Here is an 18,932-nt window from a genome sequence, read left to right as displayed (position 1 = left end):
AAGGCAGAAGAATTCGCCACCGTTCCCACGTCCAACCAGTTTGTTCCTCCATCCAATGAGTACTGCCAGCTTCCATTACCCGAGTCGACCGAACGAATCGCGATGCCTTCGACTGCACCGCTATCAACATCAGTGATCTGGTTTCCGCCAGCACTGGCGATCAAGTCTGCAACGGTCTCGCCCGCGTTGTTCAGATCATTTTCGCTGATCGTCGTAAAATTCGTATCGCCGGCTGCGTTGTAGTAAGGCGCATCGTTGACATCAGTAACAGTAATTTGGGCTGACGCAGTTTCCGACGAGAACGCCGTTGTGCCACCATTGGTCGACGTATCGCCGTGGCTGGTCGAGCCATTCGTGGAAGCCGTTCCCGTGGTTTGATCCCAAGCCCGATACGCGAACGTTGCTGTTTCGCCGTTTTGGGCATCCGGCGAGAATCGAATTTGCGTATTCGCATCCAACAGCAACGCGCTGGAAGCCGACACGGTTCCGAACGAAGTCCACGTGGCTCCATCGGTCGAATACTGCCATGTTCCGTTGCCGGTCAAGCCCGTGATCGCCATTCCTGTCAGGTGCCCATCGTCCAGATCGTCGTGGCTGGCAGAAGTCAAAATCGCCGAAACCGTGCTGCTGGTCGAATTGGTATCTTCGTCCGTTCCGGTGAAGGTGAAAGTGGAGCTGTCGGTGATCGTCGGCGCATCGTTAACGTGGGTGACAACGACTGTCGCTGTTTCCGTGGCGGAACTGAATGCGGTCGTTCCTCCATTGGTCGAAACATCGACCTTCGTGCCTGCCGATCCGCTGGTTTGGTCCCAAGCGCGGAACGTGATGTCTTGTGTGATGCCGTTTTCGCCATCGGGTGCGAATCGTAGCAAGTCGGTCGATTGCAATAGCAGCGCCGAAGTTTCCGAAACCACTCCGACTGACGACCAATTCGTGCCGCCGTCGGTCGAGTACTGCCACTGGCCGTTGCCGTTGTTTCGAGCCGTGATCGCGATACCTTCCACGGAACCAGGATCCACATCCGAGATCGGCGTGCCTCCGTCGCTTGCCAAAATCTGCGCCACAGTTTGGCCACTGTTGTTGATTTCGTCTTCGGTGATGGTGGTCATGCGAAGGTCACCGGACGTGTCCAGCACCGGAGAATCATTGACATTTGTCACAGAGAAGTTGAACGTGCCCGTAGCGGGTGTCGATCCATTCTCGCCACCATCGGCCACGCTGAAGTCGAAGCTGTCCGTGGCGATCTCTCCGCCGGCGTGATCGTAGGTCACCAATCCGGCGTCGATATCGGCTTGCGTGAACGTGTCGTTCAACCCGATCGCCGTGCCGTTCAATTCCAATGTTCCGTAGTTGACATCGGTGGTAACCGTATAGATGAGTTCGGCGCCGTCATCATCCGGATCGCCTTCGTTCAACATGGCAGTTGTGATCACATTGTCCAGCGAACCTTCCAGCACGGTCGCGCCGGTGTTCGTTGCGATCGTAGGTGATTGGTTGCTGTTGGTCACGGTGACCCGATGGTCAGCCGTGAACTCCATGTAGGCGGGGCCGTCAATGCCGGTGGCATAGTCGTCGATGTAGGCGCCGGTCGTTCCGTAGTAGCGCCGGATCACGTCGCTGTCTTGATCGCCGACGTAGAGACTGCCGTCAGGGCCAAAATCGACACCCGCAGCAAGTGTTAGTCCGCCCGTGCCATTGGCGATGAACAGCGACGTTGCACCGGTCGTTGCGTTGACTCGTGTCACCCCGTCGGTGCCGCCCACATAGACGTTTCCGTCGGGACCAAACGTCAGGTCTTCGGCGCCGCTAATGCTGGCCACGGTGAAGCCGGAATCCAATACTCCAGTCAATCCGTCATAACGCAGGACGCCAGCGCCACCGCGGTTGGCAACGTACAAATCTCCGTCCAGTCCAAACTGCATCCCCAGTGGATTGGTCAATCCGGAAGCAACAAAATCGTCAATGTAAGCTCCAGTTGTTCCGTCAAAGCGGACGATTTGGCCGGCACCGTAATCGGCAACGTACAAATTCCCATCAGGACCATAGGCCAAGCCGCCGGGGCTGCTCAGATTCGGATCGCTCGCGGCGACAAAATCACCGACCAGCGTTCCATCGGGTTGGTACTCGACAATATTGCCTGAATCGATACCGCTAACGAGATAGTTGCCCGATGGCATGACCACGATGTTGGCATGTCCGTCGACCCCATCGGAGAATGGCGCAAAGCTTCCAAGCGTTGTCCCATCAAATCCGCTGAATTGCGAGACGTAGTCGCCGACGTACGCCGGTGCCAGCAGGGTGGCTTCAAAGTACTGACCGTCTTCATCGATCGCACTGACCGTGATATCGAGTGTCAGTCCGGCCAGTGCATTCGAATAAGTATGCGTCACGCTGGCCGGATCGCCAGCGTATGTATCGATCGAACCGTCGCCCCAGTTGACGATCCAACTGCTAATGGTGTCATTCCCCGGGTCAACGTCCGTCAACGTCAGCGTGTAAGTCGCGCCGCCGTCGACCGTTGCCGCACCGCTGGCAGTCAATGTGGGAGCCACGTTGGCGACCGTGACGGTAGTCAAAGTGGTCGTCACGCCGCCCGCGCCGTCATCGACTTGCAGACCGATCGTGTATACGCCATCGTCATCGATGCCGTACGATGTGAGTGCGCTCCAGGCGGGGGTTGTGGTGGCCGAAGTCGTCGTGATGTCGTAGATCGCGTCGTTGTTCAAATCCCAGCGATAGGTCAGTGTTCCACCATCGACATCCGTCGTTCCCGATGCATCCAGACTCAGCGAATCCCCTTCATTGATCGTATACGGCCCACCCGAATTGACGCTTGGTGCATCGTTGACAGCAGTGATATTGACCGTCACAGTCGCCGAGTCTTCTTCGCTGGTCCCGTCGCCGGTCAGTCCAGGGTCGGCTCCGGTGTTTCCTTGATCATTGACTGTCAAAGTCAAGGTCGTCGAGGCCGGTGGCGAGTTGGACGGATGACGATACTGCAGCGTGCCAGTGCTGGTTCCCCCGAGCAGTGTATTCAGTTGTGTCTCCGTGCCAGACAGTTCAACCGACCCGGTGCCATTTCCTGAGACAATTGTGACACCGGAATCTCCGACGACCACATTGACAGCGCCCTGATTGGCGGTCAGAGTCGCGGTCATTGAGCCACCCAAATCGTCGACGTCAGAAACGGTAAATCCTGTACCCTCAAAATTCATCCAGACTTGCTCGGTGGCGGCTAGTGGACCTGCCGGTGCCGTTGCAACTGGAGCGTCATTAATCCCCGCGATGTCAACATTGACTGTGCCAGCCGTTTGATCGGTGCCACCACCGGTGCCCGTATTGCCACCGTCGTTGACAACGACTTGGATTGTGTCCGCATCGTTGCCAAACGTATGAGCCGTACCATGCAGATACTGTACGTTGGACGCTGTGTCCAGGAACGTGTTCAGATCCGTGAGCGAGCCCGTCAGTGTCAGTGTGCTTGTACCGCTACCGCCCACCGTGACACCACCACCAGAAGAAGCGGTCAAATCTCCGCCGGTTGACGTCGACAATGTCACCGTTAAGTTGCTGCCGTTGGCATCCACGTCACTCAAGTTCAGCGCCGAAAGATCCACGTCGCTACTAACGTCTTCGGTAACGGTGATATCACTCGGAAGTCCCGTTCCTGTTGGATCGTCGTTGGTCGCGCCGATCGAGATGTCACGAGTGACCGTGTTCGAATTCGCATCCCCATCGTTGACCGTGAAGCTGACTGTGCGCGTCGCCGTGTTCGGATTCTCGCTGCTGTTGGTATACGTGATACTGCGAATGGCCGTCTCGTACTGAGCCAAGGTCGCTGAACCGGTCAAGGTCCACGTGCCTGTACCCGAGTTGTAAACACCCGTGATCCCGTTCTGATTGACGAAGGCCAACGTGTCTTCGCCGCTGTTGTAATTGCCTGTAATCTGAACGACTGCCGATTCGGTGTTGGTATCGTCCACGTCGGTGAAGGTGATCGTCGAGGTGATCGCTACCGCGCCGTCGTTCTCGGTGTAGTTCAACGCCGTGCCTTCAATCGTGGCTGCGACCGGCGCGTCGTTGACCGCCATGACGTCGACTTGGCTGGTTCGGATGTAACTCGTATCGTCACCATCATTCACACTCCAACTGACCGTGCGTGATATGGTTGATGGGTTGTCGGAAGTGTTCTCATAGGTGACGCTTCGCAGGGCCGCTTCGTACTGCGCGACGGTCGCGGTGCCACTGAGTGTCAAAGTACCGGCAACCGAATCCCAGCTTCCTGTGATACCGTTTTGATCAACAAAGGCCAGGACGTCTTTGCCGGTGACATAGCTGGTGGTGATTTGAATGGTGGCGCCTTCAAGATTGGCATCGTCGAAATCCACCAACGAAATTTGATCGTGTAGTGCGGTGGGTGCGCCGTTCTCAGCGTAGAAAAGCGTACGGCCATCAAAATCAATGTGTCGCTGAACGATGTCAAAATTTGTGCCGCTTAAATCACTACGCGACCACGTGACTGCCAATCGATCATCACCCAACACGGTCATCTGTGGATTGCGATTCAAGTGATTTGCATCGGTATTGAGCAGCATTTCATCGCTCAGCGCGGTTCCGTTGCTTGCGAAGTGACGGATGAACGCTTCTACCTCGCCATTGGCCCCCGCGGATTGCCAGGTGGTCGCGAAACTGCCATCAGACAATGCGACAACGTTAGCATCGCTCTGGTGACCCGCCGTCGATTGCGCAAGGACGATATCATTGGTGATCGCGACGCCCGCCGAACTGAACACCCGCAACAGCACGCCACTGCTCGATCCGTCGCTAGTGTTGTCACGCCACGTGACCACGATCTCTCCGCCCGAAAGTTCCTGGAGGTCATCGATCCGCTGCGACCCAGCCGTGTTTTGCGTGACTTGGATGTTCCCGCCCACGACGGAACCCGTGGCATCGAACCGTTGCAGGTAAACGCCGAACGCTTCCCCGTCACGGCTGGCGCCATCTGAGAAACCGACCGCAAATCCGCCGGACTGTAAAGCCACGATGTTGCCGATCGATTGCATCCCCGAAGTGACGTCTGGGACCGTGATGGCGCTCCCGTCGAGCGACAATCCGCTGGTCAACATCTGAACCTCGACATCCGCGATCGATCGATAGACCACCGCGAATTTGCCGCTGGTCAACTGAGTGATCTCGGGCGGATCGGCGGTCACCCCCGCAGCAACCACTACGCTGGCGCCAGCGCCTGTCCCCGCAGCATCAAAAGCTCGCACGCGAATGTCGCTACCGTCAAACCAGGTCAGAGCAAAGCCGCCCGCCTGTGTTGAAACGATGGAGGTTTCCCCAACGGACGCGGTATCGTCAAGCAAAAGCTCGCCCCCAACCATTGTTCCATCCGCCGCAAAAATCTGTGCCCACGCGTCGGTGCCATCATTCCATGTGATGACGTAGTTTCCGCTGTTGAGCGTGGTCGTAATGGGCTGAACTTGATCTCCAGCAGTGGTCGTGTTGACGACGCTCTCGTCAAATACACCATTGGCGTCCAGGTAAGGCTGGTCGTTGATCGGAGTGTACGTAATCGCGACGGCCGACGGTGCCGTTGATGTCGTTGCGTCACTGACACTGACGTCAAATGCAGGTGTGGTTTCGCTGCCGTCGTGAGTGGCAACAATCTCGCCCGCGGCCAGCTGCGCCTGAGTGAAGCTGGTAACGATGAAATTGTTGGATAGTTGATGAAAGCTAATCGCAGTGAGGTTCGAAACCGTGAACAACAAGTCGGGGTCGTTATTATCGACATCCGAAGCGCTCAGCATCCCAGCGGTAACGACGATTTCTTGTCCCTCGCTGATGGTCAATTCACTGTTTCCGATTACCGGTGCGTCGTTGACCGGTTGGACATCGACGTACAGGGTTTCAGTCGCCGTGAGCGAGCCGCCGCCGGTATTGCCGCGATCATCGACGACGATCTGGACTTCGCCGGTCCCGTAGAAATCGCTGGTTGGCGAATAAGTGAAACTGGCAAGAGCCGCGTTGATGTCCGTGAGCGTACCTTCAAAGACAACGCTCGCCGTCCCGCTGGCACCCGAGAGCACCGTCACGCCGCCGGTGGGAATCGTGACACTGCCGTTGACCACGTTGATCGTGACTTCCAGTAAATCCGATGCGCCCGCATCATCGGCCACCTGGACACTCAAACCAGCTAGCGACGTATCTTCATTGACCGAACCAACAATCCAGCCGTTGCCCTGATTGGTGTGGATGGCAATCGAGCTGCCGTTTTCGGTAACGTAGGCTACGTCCTGATCACCATCTCCATCGACGTCGGCAATCGTCAGAGCACGCGGACCGTCCGAACTGGCGTCCAGAATGCGTTTGTCAAAATCGCCGTTTCCATCTCCTTCGTAAACCAGAATTTGGTCGTCGTTACGATCAGCGGCGATGATGTCGGCGTTGCCATCGCCGTCAATGTCGGCGATTTTTACGTCGTACAACAGCGTCGAACTGCCCAATTGCTCGACAACGTGTTGCGTGAAGGTGGGCGAACCACCCCCGCTGCTCTCGAACCAGCCGATTTGATCGTTCCAGGTGACATAAGCAACGTCGGCATCGCCGTCGCCGTCTAAATCGCCAACTGCCAGACTATAGTTACGGTGAGCCAGTCCGATCGCATGGGTCGTGAAACCAGGCGTTGCGTTGCCGTCGTTTTCGTGCCAACGAATCGCGTTGTCCTGGAATCCTCCAGTGACGATATCCAAGTCGGTGTCACCATCCATGTCGGCCAGTGCCATGGTGTACGATCCGTTGACGCTGGCAACCACTTGTTTGCTAAAGGTTCCCGGTGCTGTCTGTTGGTACAGAACGATCTCGTCGGATTGATAGAAACCCACGACGATGTCGCCATCGCCGTCGCCATCAACATCACCCAACTGCACGTCGTAGGCACCCAGCGAAGTGGTTTCAAAACTGTTGATCGTAAAGCCAACCGTCCCACTACCAATAAACGTGTTGGTGAAGATGTAAACTCCATCGGTCGTTCCATTGGTCGCGTAGTTCGTAGCAACAATGTCCACGTCGCCGTCGTTGTCCAGGTCATACGCTGCGACCGCTTCAAATTGCGTCCCCGAACCGATCAGCGTGGCCGAACCAAACGCTCCCGTGCCATCGTTGGCGTACCAATAGGCGTTACCGTCGCCCGTCACGGCAATCAAATCCAGGTCGCCATCGTTGTCCAGGTCGCTATGGGTTACATTTGTCGGACTCGTCAGCGACTCGATCGTTGTTGCTTGCGAATCAGGATAAGTTGTGAACACAGGCGCCTCGTTCACCGTTGCGATATCAATGTCACGAGTCTGCGTATTGGAATCTGCATCACCATCGTTGACCGTGAAGCTGACTGTGCGCGTTGTCGTGTTCGGATTCTCGCTGCTGTTGGTATACGTGATACTGCGAATGGCCGTTTCGTACTGGGCCAAAGTTGCCGATCCAGTTAACGTCCAGGTCCCCGCGCCCGAGTTGTAAACACCCGTGATCCCGTTCTGGTCGCTGAAGCTAAGTACTTCTTCGCCAGACTGGTAACCACCTGTGATCTGAACCACGGCCGATTCGATGTTCGTATCGTCCACGTCGGTGAAGGTGATCGTCGAGGTGATCGCCACTGCACCGTCATTCTCGGTGTATGCGACGGGTGTTCCTTCAATCGTGGCCGCCACTGGCGCGTCGTTGACGTTGGTCACCGTGAAGTTGAAAGTTCCTGTGACCGGTGTCGATCCATCCTCGCCACCATCGGCGAGTGAGAAGCCGAAGCTATCCGTGAGAGTCTCGTTGCCGTCGTGATCATAAGTGATCCGATTGTTGTCGATGTCGTCTTGAGTGAAGGTTTCGTTGAGGTTAATGGTGACGCCACTTAGTTTCAGCGTTCCATTGCTGACGTTGGTTGTCACGGTGTAAGTAAGCCCTGTGCCGGCGTCGTCCGGGTCGGCTTCATTCAGCATGGCCGTCGTAATGGTGTTTCCGGACGAACCCTCATTGACGGAAGCTCCTACATTTGTACCGACGACTGGTGATTGATTCCCGCTCTGAATGGTGACTCGATGGTCGGCCTCAAAATCCAGATAGGCGCCACCGTCCAATCCGGTGGCGTAGTCATCGATGTAGAGGCCGTTCGTGCCATTGTATCGCACGATCTTGTCGCCATCCTGATCGACCACGTACAAGTTGCCATCCGGACCAAAGTCCACTCCGGTTGCGCTTGACAGATTTCCGCCCGTTGAAACGAATGTACTGATCAGCGAACCGGTTGTTGCATTGAATTGTAACACTCCAGAATACAGATCAGCCACATACAGATTTCCGTCCGGACCGAACGTCAGGTCTTCGGCACCGGAAACCTGCGGCGTCGAAAATCCGGCGACATGATTTCCACTGGAATCGAATTTCAAAATGCCCGACAAGCCCTGACTGCTGACATACAAGTTGCCGTCGGCATCGAAGGTGATTCCCAGCGGGTACGACAGTCCGCCTGTTGCGGCCGAAACGAATTCGTCAATGAAGTTGCCGCTGGCGTCATACCGCAGGATTGCTTTGTCCCCCGCGCTGGAGAGGTAAAGGTTTCCGTCTGATCCAAACGCCATGCCGCCAGCGTTCGACAACTCATAGCTCGCCTTCCCACCGTCAATGAATGTGCCAATAAGGTTGCCGGCCGAATCGTATTCCAGCACGTTGCTGGAGTTGAAACCAGAAACCAGATAGTTTCCGTTAGGATGCTGCACGATGTTTGCATGGCCACTGATGCCATCGCCTACAGGAGCAAATGTCGAAACGAAATCGCCGCCTTCTCCGTCAATGCGAACGACTTCGTTGCCAGCATACAACGGAAGCAGAGCGTCTGATTCGTACCACGTTCCGTCTTCGTCAGTAGCGCTAACAGTAATATCGAACGTCATGCCGACAGAATTTGCCGAATAGGAGTGTGTGACGCTGGACGGATCGCCCGCGTGAGTCGTAATGTTGCCATCGCCCCAGTTCACGACCCATTGCGAGATGGTGTCATCTCCTTGATCGCTTGCCGACAGATTGAGCGTGTAAGTGCCCCCGCCGTTTGTTGTGGCGATTCCGGTGGCAGTCAGAGTCGGGGCTACGTTGTTGATCGTCAGAGTCGTTGAATCGGTCACGACACCGCCATTGCCGTCATCTACCTGAACACCGATCGTGTAAACGCCGTCATCATCGAGTCCCAGGAACCTGAGTCCGGACCAAGTCAGGCCACCGCCGACGCTGGAGAAATCATCGTACTGTCCGTCGTTGTCGAGGTCCCAGTTGTACGTCAGCGTGTCACCGTCTACATCTGTTGTCCCCGCAGCCGAGAGATTTAAAGCCCCCCCCTCGTCAATGGTATACGGCCCGCCAATGTCAGCGACCGGATCGTCATTCACATCCGTCACTGTAATGATCGCCGAATCGGTTGAACTGCTAAATGCGGTCGTGCCGCCAAAGCTAGACGTGTCAACTTTGGCTCCCGCCGTGCCTGTCGACTGGTCCCAGGCCGCGAAGACGATCGTTGGCGTTTCACCGTGCTCGGCGTCTGGAACAAAACGCAAGCTGTCCGTCGAACGCAACAGCAGGGAATTGCTTACCGAGACACTCCCAACGTCGGTCCAGCCCGAACCGGTGTTGTATTGCCATGTGCCGTAAGTGCTACTGGTCGCAAACAAGGCAATGCCTTCCAACGCTCCGGCGTCGGGGTCTGTGATCCGGTCACCACCGTCGCTGGCGATGATTTCCGCGACCGTGTTGCCCGCGTTGCCGACATTGTCTTCAGTAATCGTATCGAGCGCCAAGAATCCCGCGTTGTCCAGCACCGGAGCGTCGTTGACCGGATCAATCGTGATGGCAACATCTTCGGTGGCGTAACCTTGGTCCCCAAGAACAGCACTGATCTCGGTTTCACTCAACACGCGGTCGTAGACGCGGACATCATCAAGGCTGCCGGTGAATGCGTTGGATCCATCTGTCCTCGAGCCGATCGAAATATCTGCCGATCCGGTCGTGCCCCAAGTGATGTCGCTGAATGAGAAAGTTCCACGCCGAATCTCTTCACCGTTGAGGTAGAGAACGACAACCTTGTTGACATTGTCCAACGTGGCGGCGACGTGGTTCCAGCCCTCACCCGCGATGTTGTCGTCGGAAGATGAACTTCCCGTGGTGTAACCGTTCGCGAACATCGACAGCGTACGACTCGCGTTTGATTCATCGAGCGTGACGTAAAAGTCGTCGCCGATCGACAAGAAGACGTTGTCCTGTTGGCCGGCGTCCAGATTGACCCAAGCCGCGATCGTAACGGTGTCACCGAGACCGCTGGTTCCGTTGGTGATCGTAACGCGATCGTCTCCATCGAACGTCAGCACGTCGCCACGCTCGGCATCCGAAGTCAGAGTTGGATCGCCGACCGCAGTTCCGTCATGATTGTTGGATGTCTCATCTTCCAGTGAACCGTTCAGAAATTCCCAGCGGGCGTGCAAATTTGCTTCTGCGGTCGCAGCCGATCCGGTGGTCACCGTCAGTGTATCGCTACCGTTGAAATCCTGACTACCTTGATACTGCATCCCGTCGAGTGCTGTGTTGATATCCGATTCGGTGCCGGAAATCGTGATCGTCGCATCGCCGTCGCTGGTTCCATTCAGGAAGGTGATTCCGGTCGTTGTGAAGAGTGTCAGCGAACCATTAGTTACGGACACCGTTGTAGTCAGGACAGGGTCGTAAGCGCTTCCACTATCAATGACGATCGCGTTGGCACCTGAAAACGTCAGCGGTGTGTCTTCATCGACGGATTGGGAGATGGGAACGGTCAGCGCCGCAAAGTTTGGAACGTCGACAAGATCAACCGTGGTGCTGCCCGCAATCGACTGAGCTCCGGGGCTGCCTTGTGTGGTAACGATGTCGCCACCATCATTGAATGTCCAGTCAATTTGCACGCTGGCTGGCGGCGACGAGTTGCTGTTGCTGTAGGCAATCTGCTGCATTGCTTCGTTAACCAACGCGTTTGTCGCGTTGCTGTTGAATGTCAGAATCAGCGTGCCGCCGGAGTTTTGTGTCACTGAACCTATCGTGGTCGCACCCACGGTCAGGTTGTGCGATCCCTGGGCCAGCGAAACCAGGGTTCCTGTCGCTGAGTACTGGTCGTCGGCACTCGTGCCGACGTTGCGACTCAGCGTCAGCGTGGCACCGTCGAAATTGTCGATGCCGGAGAGTTCCTGATCGAAGACTTCAACGTTGGCATCCAGCACGACCGGCGCGCCGCCTTCTGTAAATGTGGGGTTCCCGTCGAGTGAGCTAACAGGTTGCAATCCGAATGTCGTGTCCAGCGTACCGTCACTGTTGTAGCGAGCGACCGCAAAGTCATCATCCGCATGTCCCGCAACAACAATCTTCCCATCTGCTTGAACGGCAACGCTGTTCAGAGCAGCATCACCTGAGATGGTGCTGACGATGCCGCCAGATCCGAAGCCACTGTCCAGAGTGCCATTGCTATTGATCCGAATGAGTGCAAAATCTCGCGATGGGCCGTTTTGCTTGAAGCCTGCGGCAACGATTTTGCCGTCGGCTTGTATCGCGATGCTCTTGATGGTGTCAGATAATCCGCTATCGAACACACCGATTCCGTCGCCACCCCCAAACGTCGTATCGATGGTGCCATTGGCCTGCAGTCGAATGATCGCAAAGTTCGTGGAATTACTGCTCGTACCAGCCAGAATAATTTTCCCATCACTCTGGATCGCTACGTCATAGGCATAGTCGTTCTCGTTGGTGAAATCGACTGTGTAAATCCCGTCGGCCCCCCCTTGGTTTCCTCCAAACGGCGAATCAACGCTGCCATCTGCGTTGTAACGGATCACAGAGAAATTATTGAATTCCGTCCCACTGAAGCTGTAGCCGCCGACAACAATCTTGCCGTCATCCTGCAGTTTGACGGTTGTCGCGACATCGGAGCTACCGTCAATGTCGGAGATGACGATGCCTGTTCCGTTCAGTGTCAGATCCAATGAGCCGTCGACGTCATACCGAACCATCGCAAAGTCAGAATTCGTGCTCCCGACAACCACGATTTTCCCGTCTGATTGAATTGTCACACTATGCGCTTGATCGGATGCCCCGCCGAGGTCTGTTGTTTCGATACCACCGCTACCGAAGCTACCGTCGAGTGTGCCGTTGCTATTGATACGCACAGCGGAAAAATCGCCTGTGGAGCGTCCCACCACCACGATTTTCCCGTCGTCCTGGATCGCCAGACTCTCCGCTCGGTCTGAGCCCGAAGTGATGTCGACTGTTAGAATTCCAGTTCCGTTGAAGCTCGTATCCAGCGAGCCATCGACGTTGTATCGAGTGACTGCAAATTCATCGCTGGTTCCGTTGTTGCTATAACCCGCGACCAGAATTTTACCGTCAGATTGAATGGCAACGCTTTCACCTTCGTTAACACCAGTACCGATGTCCGTCGTGGTGAATCCAAAGCCCGTTGGAACGTCAAACGTCGGCACATCGTTGACCGGATTAACCGTGATGGCAACACTGTCGCTGGACGTTGTGTTGTCGACTGCGATCGCTGCAATTTCATCCGACGATAATGCTCGTGAATAAATGCGAGCTTCGTCGATCATGCCGTCAAAGTCGAATCCGCCCAGACCGTCACCCGCTCGGCCAATGTAAGTATCCGGGCTGTTGTCATATTCGATGACTCCCACAGGCGTCGTCGTTTCAATCGCTTCACCATCGACATACAGCGTCATGGAATTTGCGGCGTCAATGCTGACCGCAACGTGCCTCCACCCGGTGCCGACCAACGATTCGGTTGACTGAACAACGTTATTGGTTCCACCTGATTCGTAGTAACCGATCAACGTCCCATCTGTATCCAGGTAGAGTGCGGGACTGGTGCCCATGGAGATGACGGATGCCCCAAGAGTGTCAAGGCTGCCGGCATTGATCCAAGCTGAAAGCGTCACGTCGGCGGGGTTGCCCATCAGGCCGGTGATGTCAACAAAGTCACCGGTACCATCCAGACTCAGCACGTCACCGCGCTGTGCGTCATTGACGATCGCCGCATCGCCGTTGAGCGTTCCGTGTTGTGTGATCCCGACGCTGGTATCGTTTGCGTTACCTTCAAATTCGTAGTGCCCCACCATGTCCGCGCCGAGTGACGTGGTCATGTTCAGCGTCACCGAGCCCGAAAAATTGGTATCCGGAGTGAACGTCATGCCCTCAAACGCGGCATTGATGTCGGACTCAGTTCCGTGAATCGTCATGAAGGTGCTGCCGTTTGCTCCGCCCAGGATCGAAAGACCTGTCGTTTGCGAAAGCGTCAAGGTCCCATCATTGACTGAGATGAAGACTTGCAGCGGAGTATCTGTTGACACGACCGTATCGCTGACCGTCACAGCATTACTGTTGCCACTGCTGAACGTCAGCGTGGTGTCCTCATCAACGTTTTGTGGCCCAGGAACGCTCTGTGTCGGCTCGATGCCATTGTCGATCGTGATCGACATCGTTTCGTTGTAGCTGTTGCCCGCCGCATCAGTGACTTCGACATCAACGTTGTGCGTCGTCGCGGTTTCGTAGTCAAGCAGCGAACCATCGGCCACGGTGACTTCGCCGGTTGACTGGTCGATGGCAAAGCGTCCACCCGCGTCGTCGGTCAGGCTGAATGTGAAGTTCGACAGCACTTTGCTGGCGTCCCATTCGATGACGTAACGCATGGTGTCAGAGGCGGTTCGATCGGCCCATGTTCCCGTACTATGAAGCATCACGGCATAGTCGTCGTCGGCCGTGGTGCCCTGCGGGTTATTCGCATTCCAGTTTGTGTATTGGCCGGTAACAGCAGTCCCAGTAGTGCCATCGCCTTGCCAAAACTGATCGTCGTCAGAACCGCCTTCTTGCCAGCGCCACTCGCCCTCGGTCGATTGGTCCGTTCCGCCCAGCCAGATAGCATTGCCGATTTCACGAACCAGATCATGAACGACGTCGTTTTCGTAGTCGGAATTGATGGTCACTAACTGTCCTGCAGCGCCATTCAACTGGGTAGCAGTCGCGATCGACTGGGCCGTTGCCCACGTCTCGGCTTGATCGACCGCGCGATAGAACTTGCCCGTCGCGGCGTCGTAGGACAGCGTTGGATCGTTGTTCAGGATCGTGCTGACTGCTTGCGGGATCTCGATGACCTGCACATCAGCGATGTAGGCAGCCTTGGCGACCCCGATATCAAGAGAAGTAAAGTCAAGATCCGTTGTAGCCGAATTCGCCGTGAATGAAAACGAGCGATGCTCCCACAGCATGTTGGACAACGACCAATTGTCGGGTTCAGCGATCTGAAAGTCTTGACTCTCCCCTCCCGCACTCACGCGAAGATCCTTGATAGCATCATCACCGCCCCAGTCACCCGACAGCGCGAATACGACTTGGTATTGCTTGCCCACTTCTGTGCTGAGCTGTTGGTAGATGCCTCCTTCTCCTTCTGCTCCACCGTTCAGCTCGACACTTCGTCCGCCCAACGGCGAGCTCTCCGCGAAGGTACCGGTATAGTCAACATCTCCGAATCGAACTGTCCAGTTGCCGAACGTTTGCCCCGCACTGTAACGCTGATAGCTCCCCGGAAAAGGTGCTTCAAGGAACAACCCGTCGGTTACAACATCCTGCGGCGCATCCGGGGCGGTCGGCACGACGAAGCCAACGCTGGCTCCGTCACTTGCGTTTTCGGTTATGTGCAAGTCGTCCACCGGCGTGCTGGCGGTGTAGCCGCCGCCGGAAGCATGTCCGATGCTCAGGTTGTTGCCGCTAACGACATCGACGACTTCATTGGATCCGTTGAAGCCATCCATTTGCCAGTTGGCGATCAGGCCGCTTGGCAAATCACCACTGTCGATCTTTTGTTGATAGGTCAGAGCGATTTCGGCTTCGCTGCGGACTTCGTTCCAAAGGCGAACATCGTAGAACGTTCCAGAAAACGCGTAGGTGCTGAAGGCATCGCCGGCGTCGTCAAAGTCCTGTCCAATCACCAAATCGGTGTTGGTTTGAAGCGTCACTCCATCGCGGAGGCCCGATCCACTCTCTGCGAACTCGCCATCGACGTAGAGTGCCCAATACCCACCGGTCGAATCCCAACTGAACGCAACGTCATGCGTGTTTCCGTCCAGCAGTTGAGAAAACGTATCGCTGCTGACACCGGACACATCTCCGACGGCAAAAGCGATGGCTCCGTCACTTTGGATACGCAGCATCAACTCGTCCGCGATCCCCAGCGTACTGGAAAAGTCAATCAGATTGGCACCGGAACCGGTGATGGAATCAATCGCGAATTTCACTTCCACGGTGGTAGCGGTCAGGCCGGTAAGCAGATTGGTCGTTGTTCCCAGATACGCATCATTCCCGCCGTCGGTGTTCAGCTCGATACCGCTGGATAGATCGGATGGCGCGTTATTCGATTCCGCTAGATTGTTCAGCGAGACCGTAAAGACTTCATCGTAGGTATTGCTGTCGACGTCGGTCGTGCGAATGGTGATCGTGTGCGTCGCGTTGGTTTCGTAGTCCAACAGCGAACCATCAAGCACGCGAATCTCGCCCGTGTCGGCGTCGATTTCAAACGCCCCCGCAACGGTTTGCGATGTGATCGAGTAGGTCAACGCTTGGGTGGCATCGAGAACCGCGTCGGCGTCGTATTCTATAATGGACTTCTGCGAGCCCGTTCCATCGACATCGTCCCACTTGCCCGTAGAAGCAAAGATCTTGGCGTAATTCTGATTGCCAAGGTTGTTGTTCGGGTTGGAAGCATCCCAGTTCTCGTAAGCTTCGTCGACGTTATATCCATCAACATCACCTTGCCAGAACTTCTCAGCCGCAATCCCATCGTCGTACCAACGCCACTCGCCTTCGACGCCTTCGTCCGATGCGGCAAGCCAGGCTTGCGGTCCGCTGTGAGCATTCAGAATGTCGACCACGACCTGGTTTTCTTCGGCCGAATTGATCGCGACCAGATCGCCGTTGACTCCATTGAGCGTTGAGGTTTGAGCATCGGCCAGTGCAGTGGCCCAGTCCTTACCGGTGTCGATGTACTCGTAGAATTTCCCGGTCTCGGCGCTGTAATGCAGGTTCGTATTTGCCGCCAGCAGCGAAGCGATTTGAGCTTCCCTTTCGGCATCGACGCCAGTGACTTGACCGACAACGGTTCCATCAATTTCGTTTTCATCCAGCAAGAACGTCAATTCGGGCGTGTTGATGGTGAAGCCCGCACCGCTGGCGTGCTTGAGCGTCAGGTTATTGCCGCTGACCGCTTCGGAAACCACTCCATCGGTGGACAGTTTATCGAAGCGCCAACTAGCGATCATGCCGGTTTCGTCGTAGGGGATCGTGGAACGATAGCTCGCACTGATCTCGTTGTCGGTACGAACATCGTCGAAAACCCTGACGTCAAAGAGAGTCCCTTTGAACGCTTGCGCAGGATCAAAAGATCCTCCAACGGTATCTTGGTCATTCCCGAGAACCAACACGCCGCCGCCACCAACCGTGCTACCGGTCTGGTAGCCGGTAAACGACTCTACCGACACTCCGTCGACGTAGAATTCGACCGCGCCGTTTGAGCTGTCCCATGAGACCGCCAGATGGTGATTGCTACCGTCAAAGAGTTGTGAATAGTTCGCTGAGGTTGCTTGAGCTGCCCCCGATGAATCTGCGGTGAATAACAATTGCCCTGAGCTGGTGACGAATAACCCAAGGGCATCGTCGTTGGCCCCTTCTGCATACGAGACCAAGGCGATCGATCCGGTGGGAGTCGAGTCGAACGTCATCGAGACTTCAAGCGTCAGTGATGTCAAACCTCCCAACAGAGTCCCGCCGTCATTGGCTTCCAGATAAACATCGTCGCCGCCACCTGCGTTGATGCTGAGACCACCATGAGTCGTGGCTGTGGGCTGTAGATCGCTCGGTGCGTTGTTGATTGCGACACCATACTCATAAGCCCCGATGTCGGGACTGGCATCGCGGCTGTAGCCACGCTGGTCGACTGTCTCGGATGAACCGGTCGCTGCATCATAGGCGATACTGGTGTTGTCAATCGCCTGGACATAGGTGTCCCCGTCAAGGGCGAGAGCTGCCAGCCCGGGATCGCTCCCGAGAATATCACTCCCGACAGTGCCACTGAAACCAGTGTTGTGTTCGATGATGTTGTAGCCGCCACTGACGATGGTTCCGTTGACATCGTTCCCACCAAGGCCTGACGTGTTGTCGGCAAAGATTGAATAATCCACGTTGACGGTGGCGTCGGTCACATACAATCCACCGCCGAAGCTATTGACGTCCGTAGCGGTGTTGTTTGCAATGGTCGAGTGCGTGATGTTCACGACTGTGCCAGTGTTCTCAACAGAAATACCTCCGCCAAAGAAAGTAGTCGTATTCCCGCTGACGGTGACGTTGTTCAGCGAGGTCGTTCCGCTACTAACGTAGATCCCGCCACCCGTGCCAGTGGTCGAGTTGTTGATGATCGAAACGCGATCCAATGTCGTCGTGCCCGAAGAGTGAAGGGCACCGCCGCTGACGTTCGTGGTGGAATTCCCGGACATGATGACGTCTGTCGCAGTGAACGTTCCGGAGTTTCTCACTGCGGCTCCGCTCTCGGTACCTGACGACGCTCCCGTGAGAGTCATTCCGTCGAGGGTTAACGTACCGGCCGCTTGAACCTCAAAGATCCGGTCGTTCAGAGAAGAAGCATCCAGGAAGGTGGATGTAGCGCCAGCACCTGTGATCGTGATGTCTGACTTGATATCCAGGTCACCTGATCCCGCGTTGGCTTCGTACTGACCATTGACGTCCAGTATGTAAGTCGCATTTCCCAGAATGATCGTATCGGCACCCGCCGTATTGTTGGCGGCAATGATCGCTTCACGCAGCGAGATGCCCAGCCCACCCGATGTCGACTCCAGTGCGGAAATACTTGACGTATCACCGTCATTCTCATCCACAGTCGTCGTTACGGCGATCGTGGCCAGTGTGTCGAACCAGGATGACTGTGCCGCATTCCCAAACGCCACTTCGGTCGACACATCCCCAACCTCGTACTCCAGGTCCCAGTCGCCGCCCAGATCCGCGTGCCCTGTCAGATCCTCACTACCAGCGACGTCGGTGGCTGTAAGTTCGCTGAGTTCATGAAGCAGTTCCTGGCCGTTGGCTGATTCCGCCACGTTGCAACCGTAGATCAGAATGTCGGCCTGTTCCGACATTGAATACTGCCACGCACTGACAGCCGATCGATAGCGATCCAGATTATCCAGCGACAAAGTTGTCGACCCCAGTTGCACCTGGCCATCGCTGCCGTGCGAAACGATGTGCATTCCGTCAACGCCATCGTATTGCAGCAGCGCCGCAGTGATTTGAGCAATTCCGTCCCGCTGCGAATCGAGGACGACGACTTCCAGCTGGCGTGAATCGCCTGAACCGCTTTCTGATTTCAAATCGGCGATCATCTGATCGAGATTGCTGACACCGGAATCGATAAAGACCAGTTCCAGAGTTCTCGCTGCTGAATCCGATCCATCGGGGCTAGCGTCGCTCGGCGAAATCGTCCCGCCGGCAGGCAGCACAGAATCCGCGACGACATCCAGAAACTGCTGATCGCTAAGCTCGCCCTCGGTGCCGACGGGCCCCTCGCCGGAGTGCGTTTCCGCACCATTCGAGCTATTGCTGTCAAAACTCACATTGACCGCCGCCGCTTCAGTGGCTGGCGCATCCACGACCACTGCGACCGGCGACGCACTCATCAGAATGCGTTCTTCCAGCTGAGTAATTTCGACTGGCCGGGACGCTGAAGCATCTTCGTCGCACAGTGCGCGGCGAGACTCATAAAGTCCCTGCTCAAGCAGCAGCCGAGTGCGTTTGATGAATTTTCGAATTGACAT

The 18,932-nt window shown here is 56.0% G+C and carries 1 protein-coding gene (running past one end of the window); it reads right to left on the bottom strand.

The window, feature by feature from the left end; genetic code table 11:
• On the bottom strand, window positions 1-18,932 hold the 5' portion of the coding sequence (locus Fuma_RS36970) for a VCBS domain-containing protein (protein ID WP_077022491.1). The gene continues 10,435 nt to the left of window position 1, outside the view; 18,932 of the gene's 29,367 nt are visible here — the first part of the coding sequence; it begins with the start codon at window positions 18,930-18,932; its stop codon lies off the left edge, out of view.

Origin of the sequence: Fuerstiella marisgermanici (genome assembly GCF_001983935.1) — a bacterium.
Lineage (GTDB): Bacteria > Planctomycetota > Planctomycetia > Planctomycetales > Planctomycetaceae > Fuerstiella > Fuerstiella marisgermanici.
Note: the sequence above shows the minus strand (reverse complement) of the source record. Positions and strands in the feature narration are given on the sequence as shown.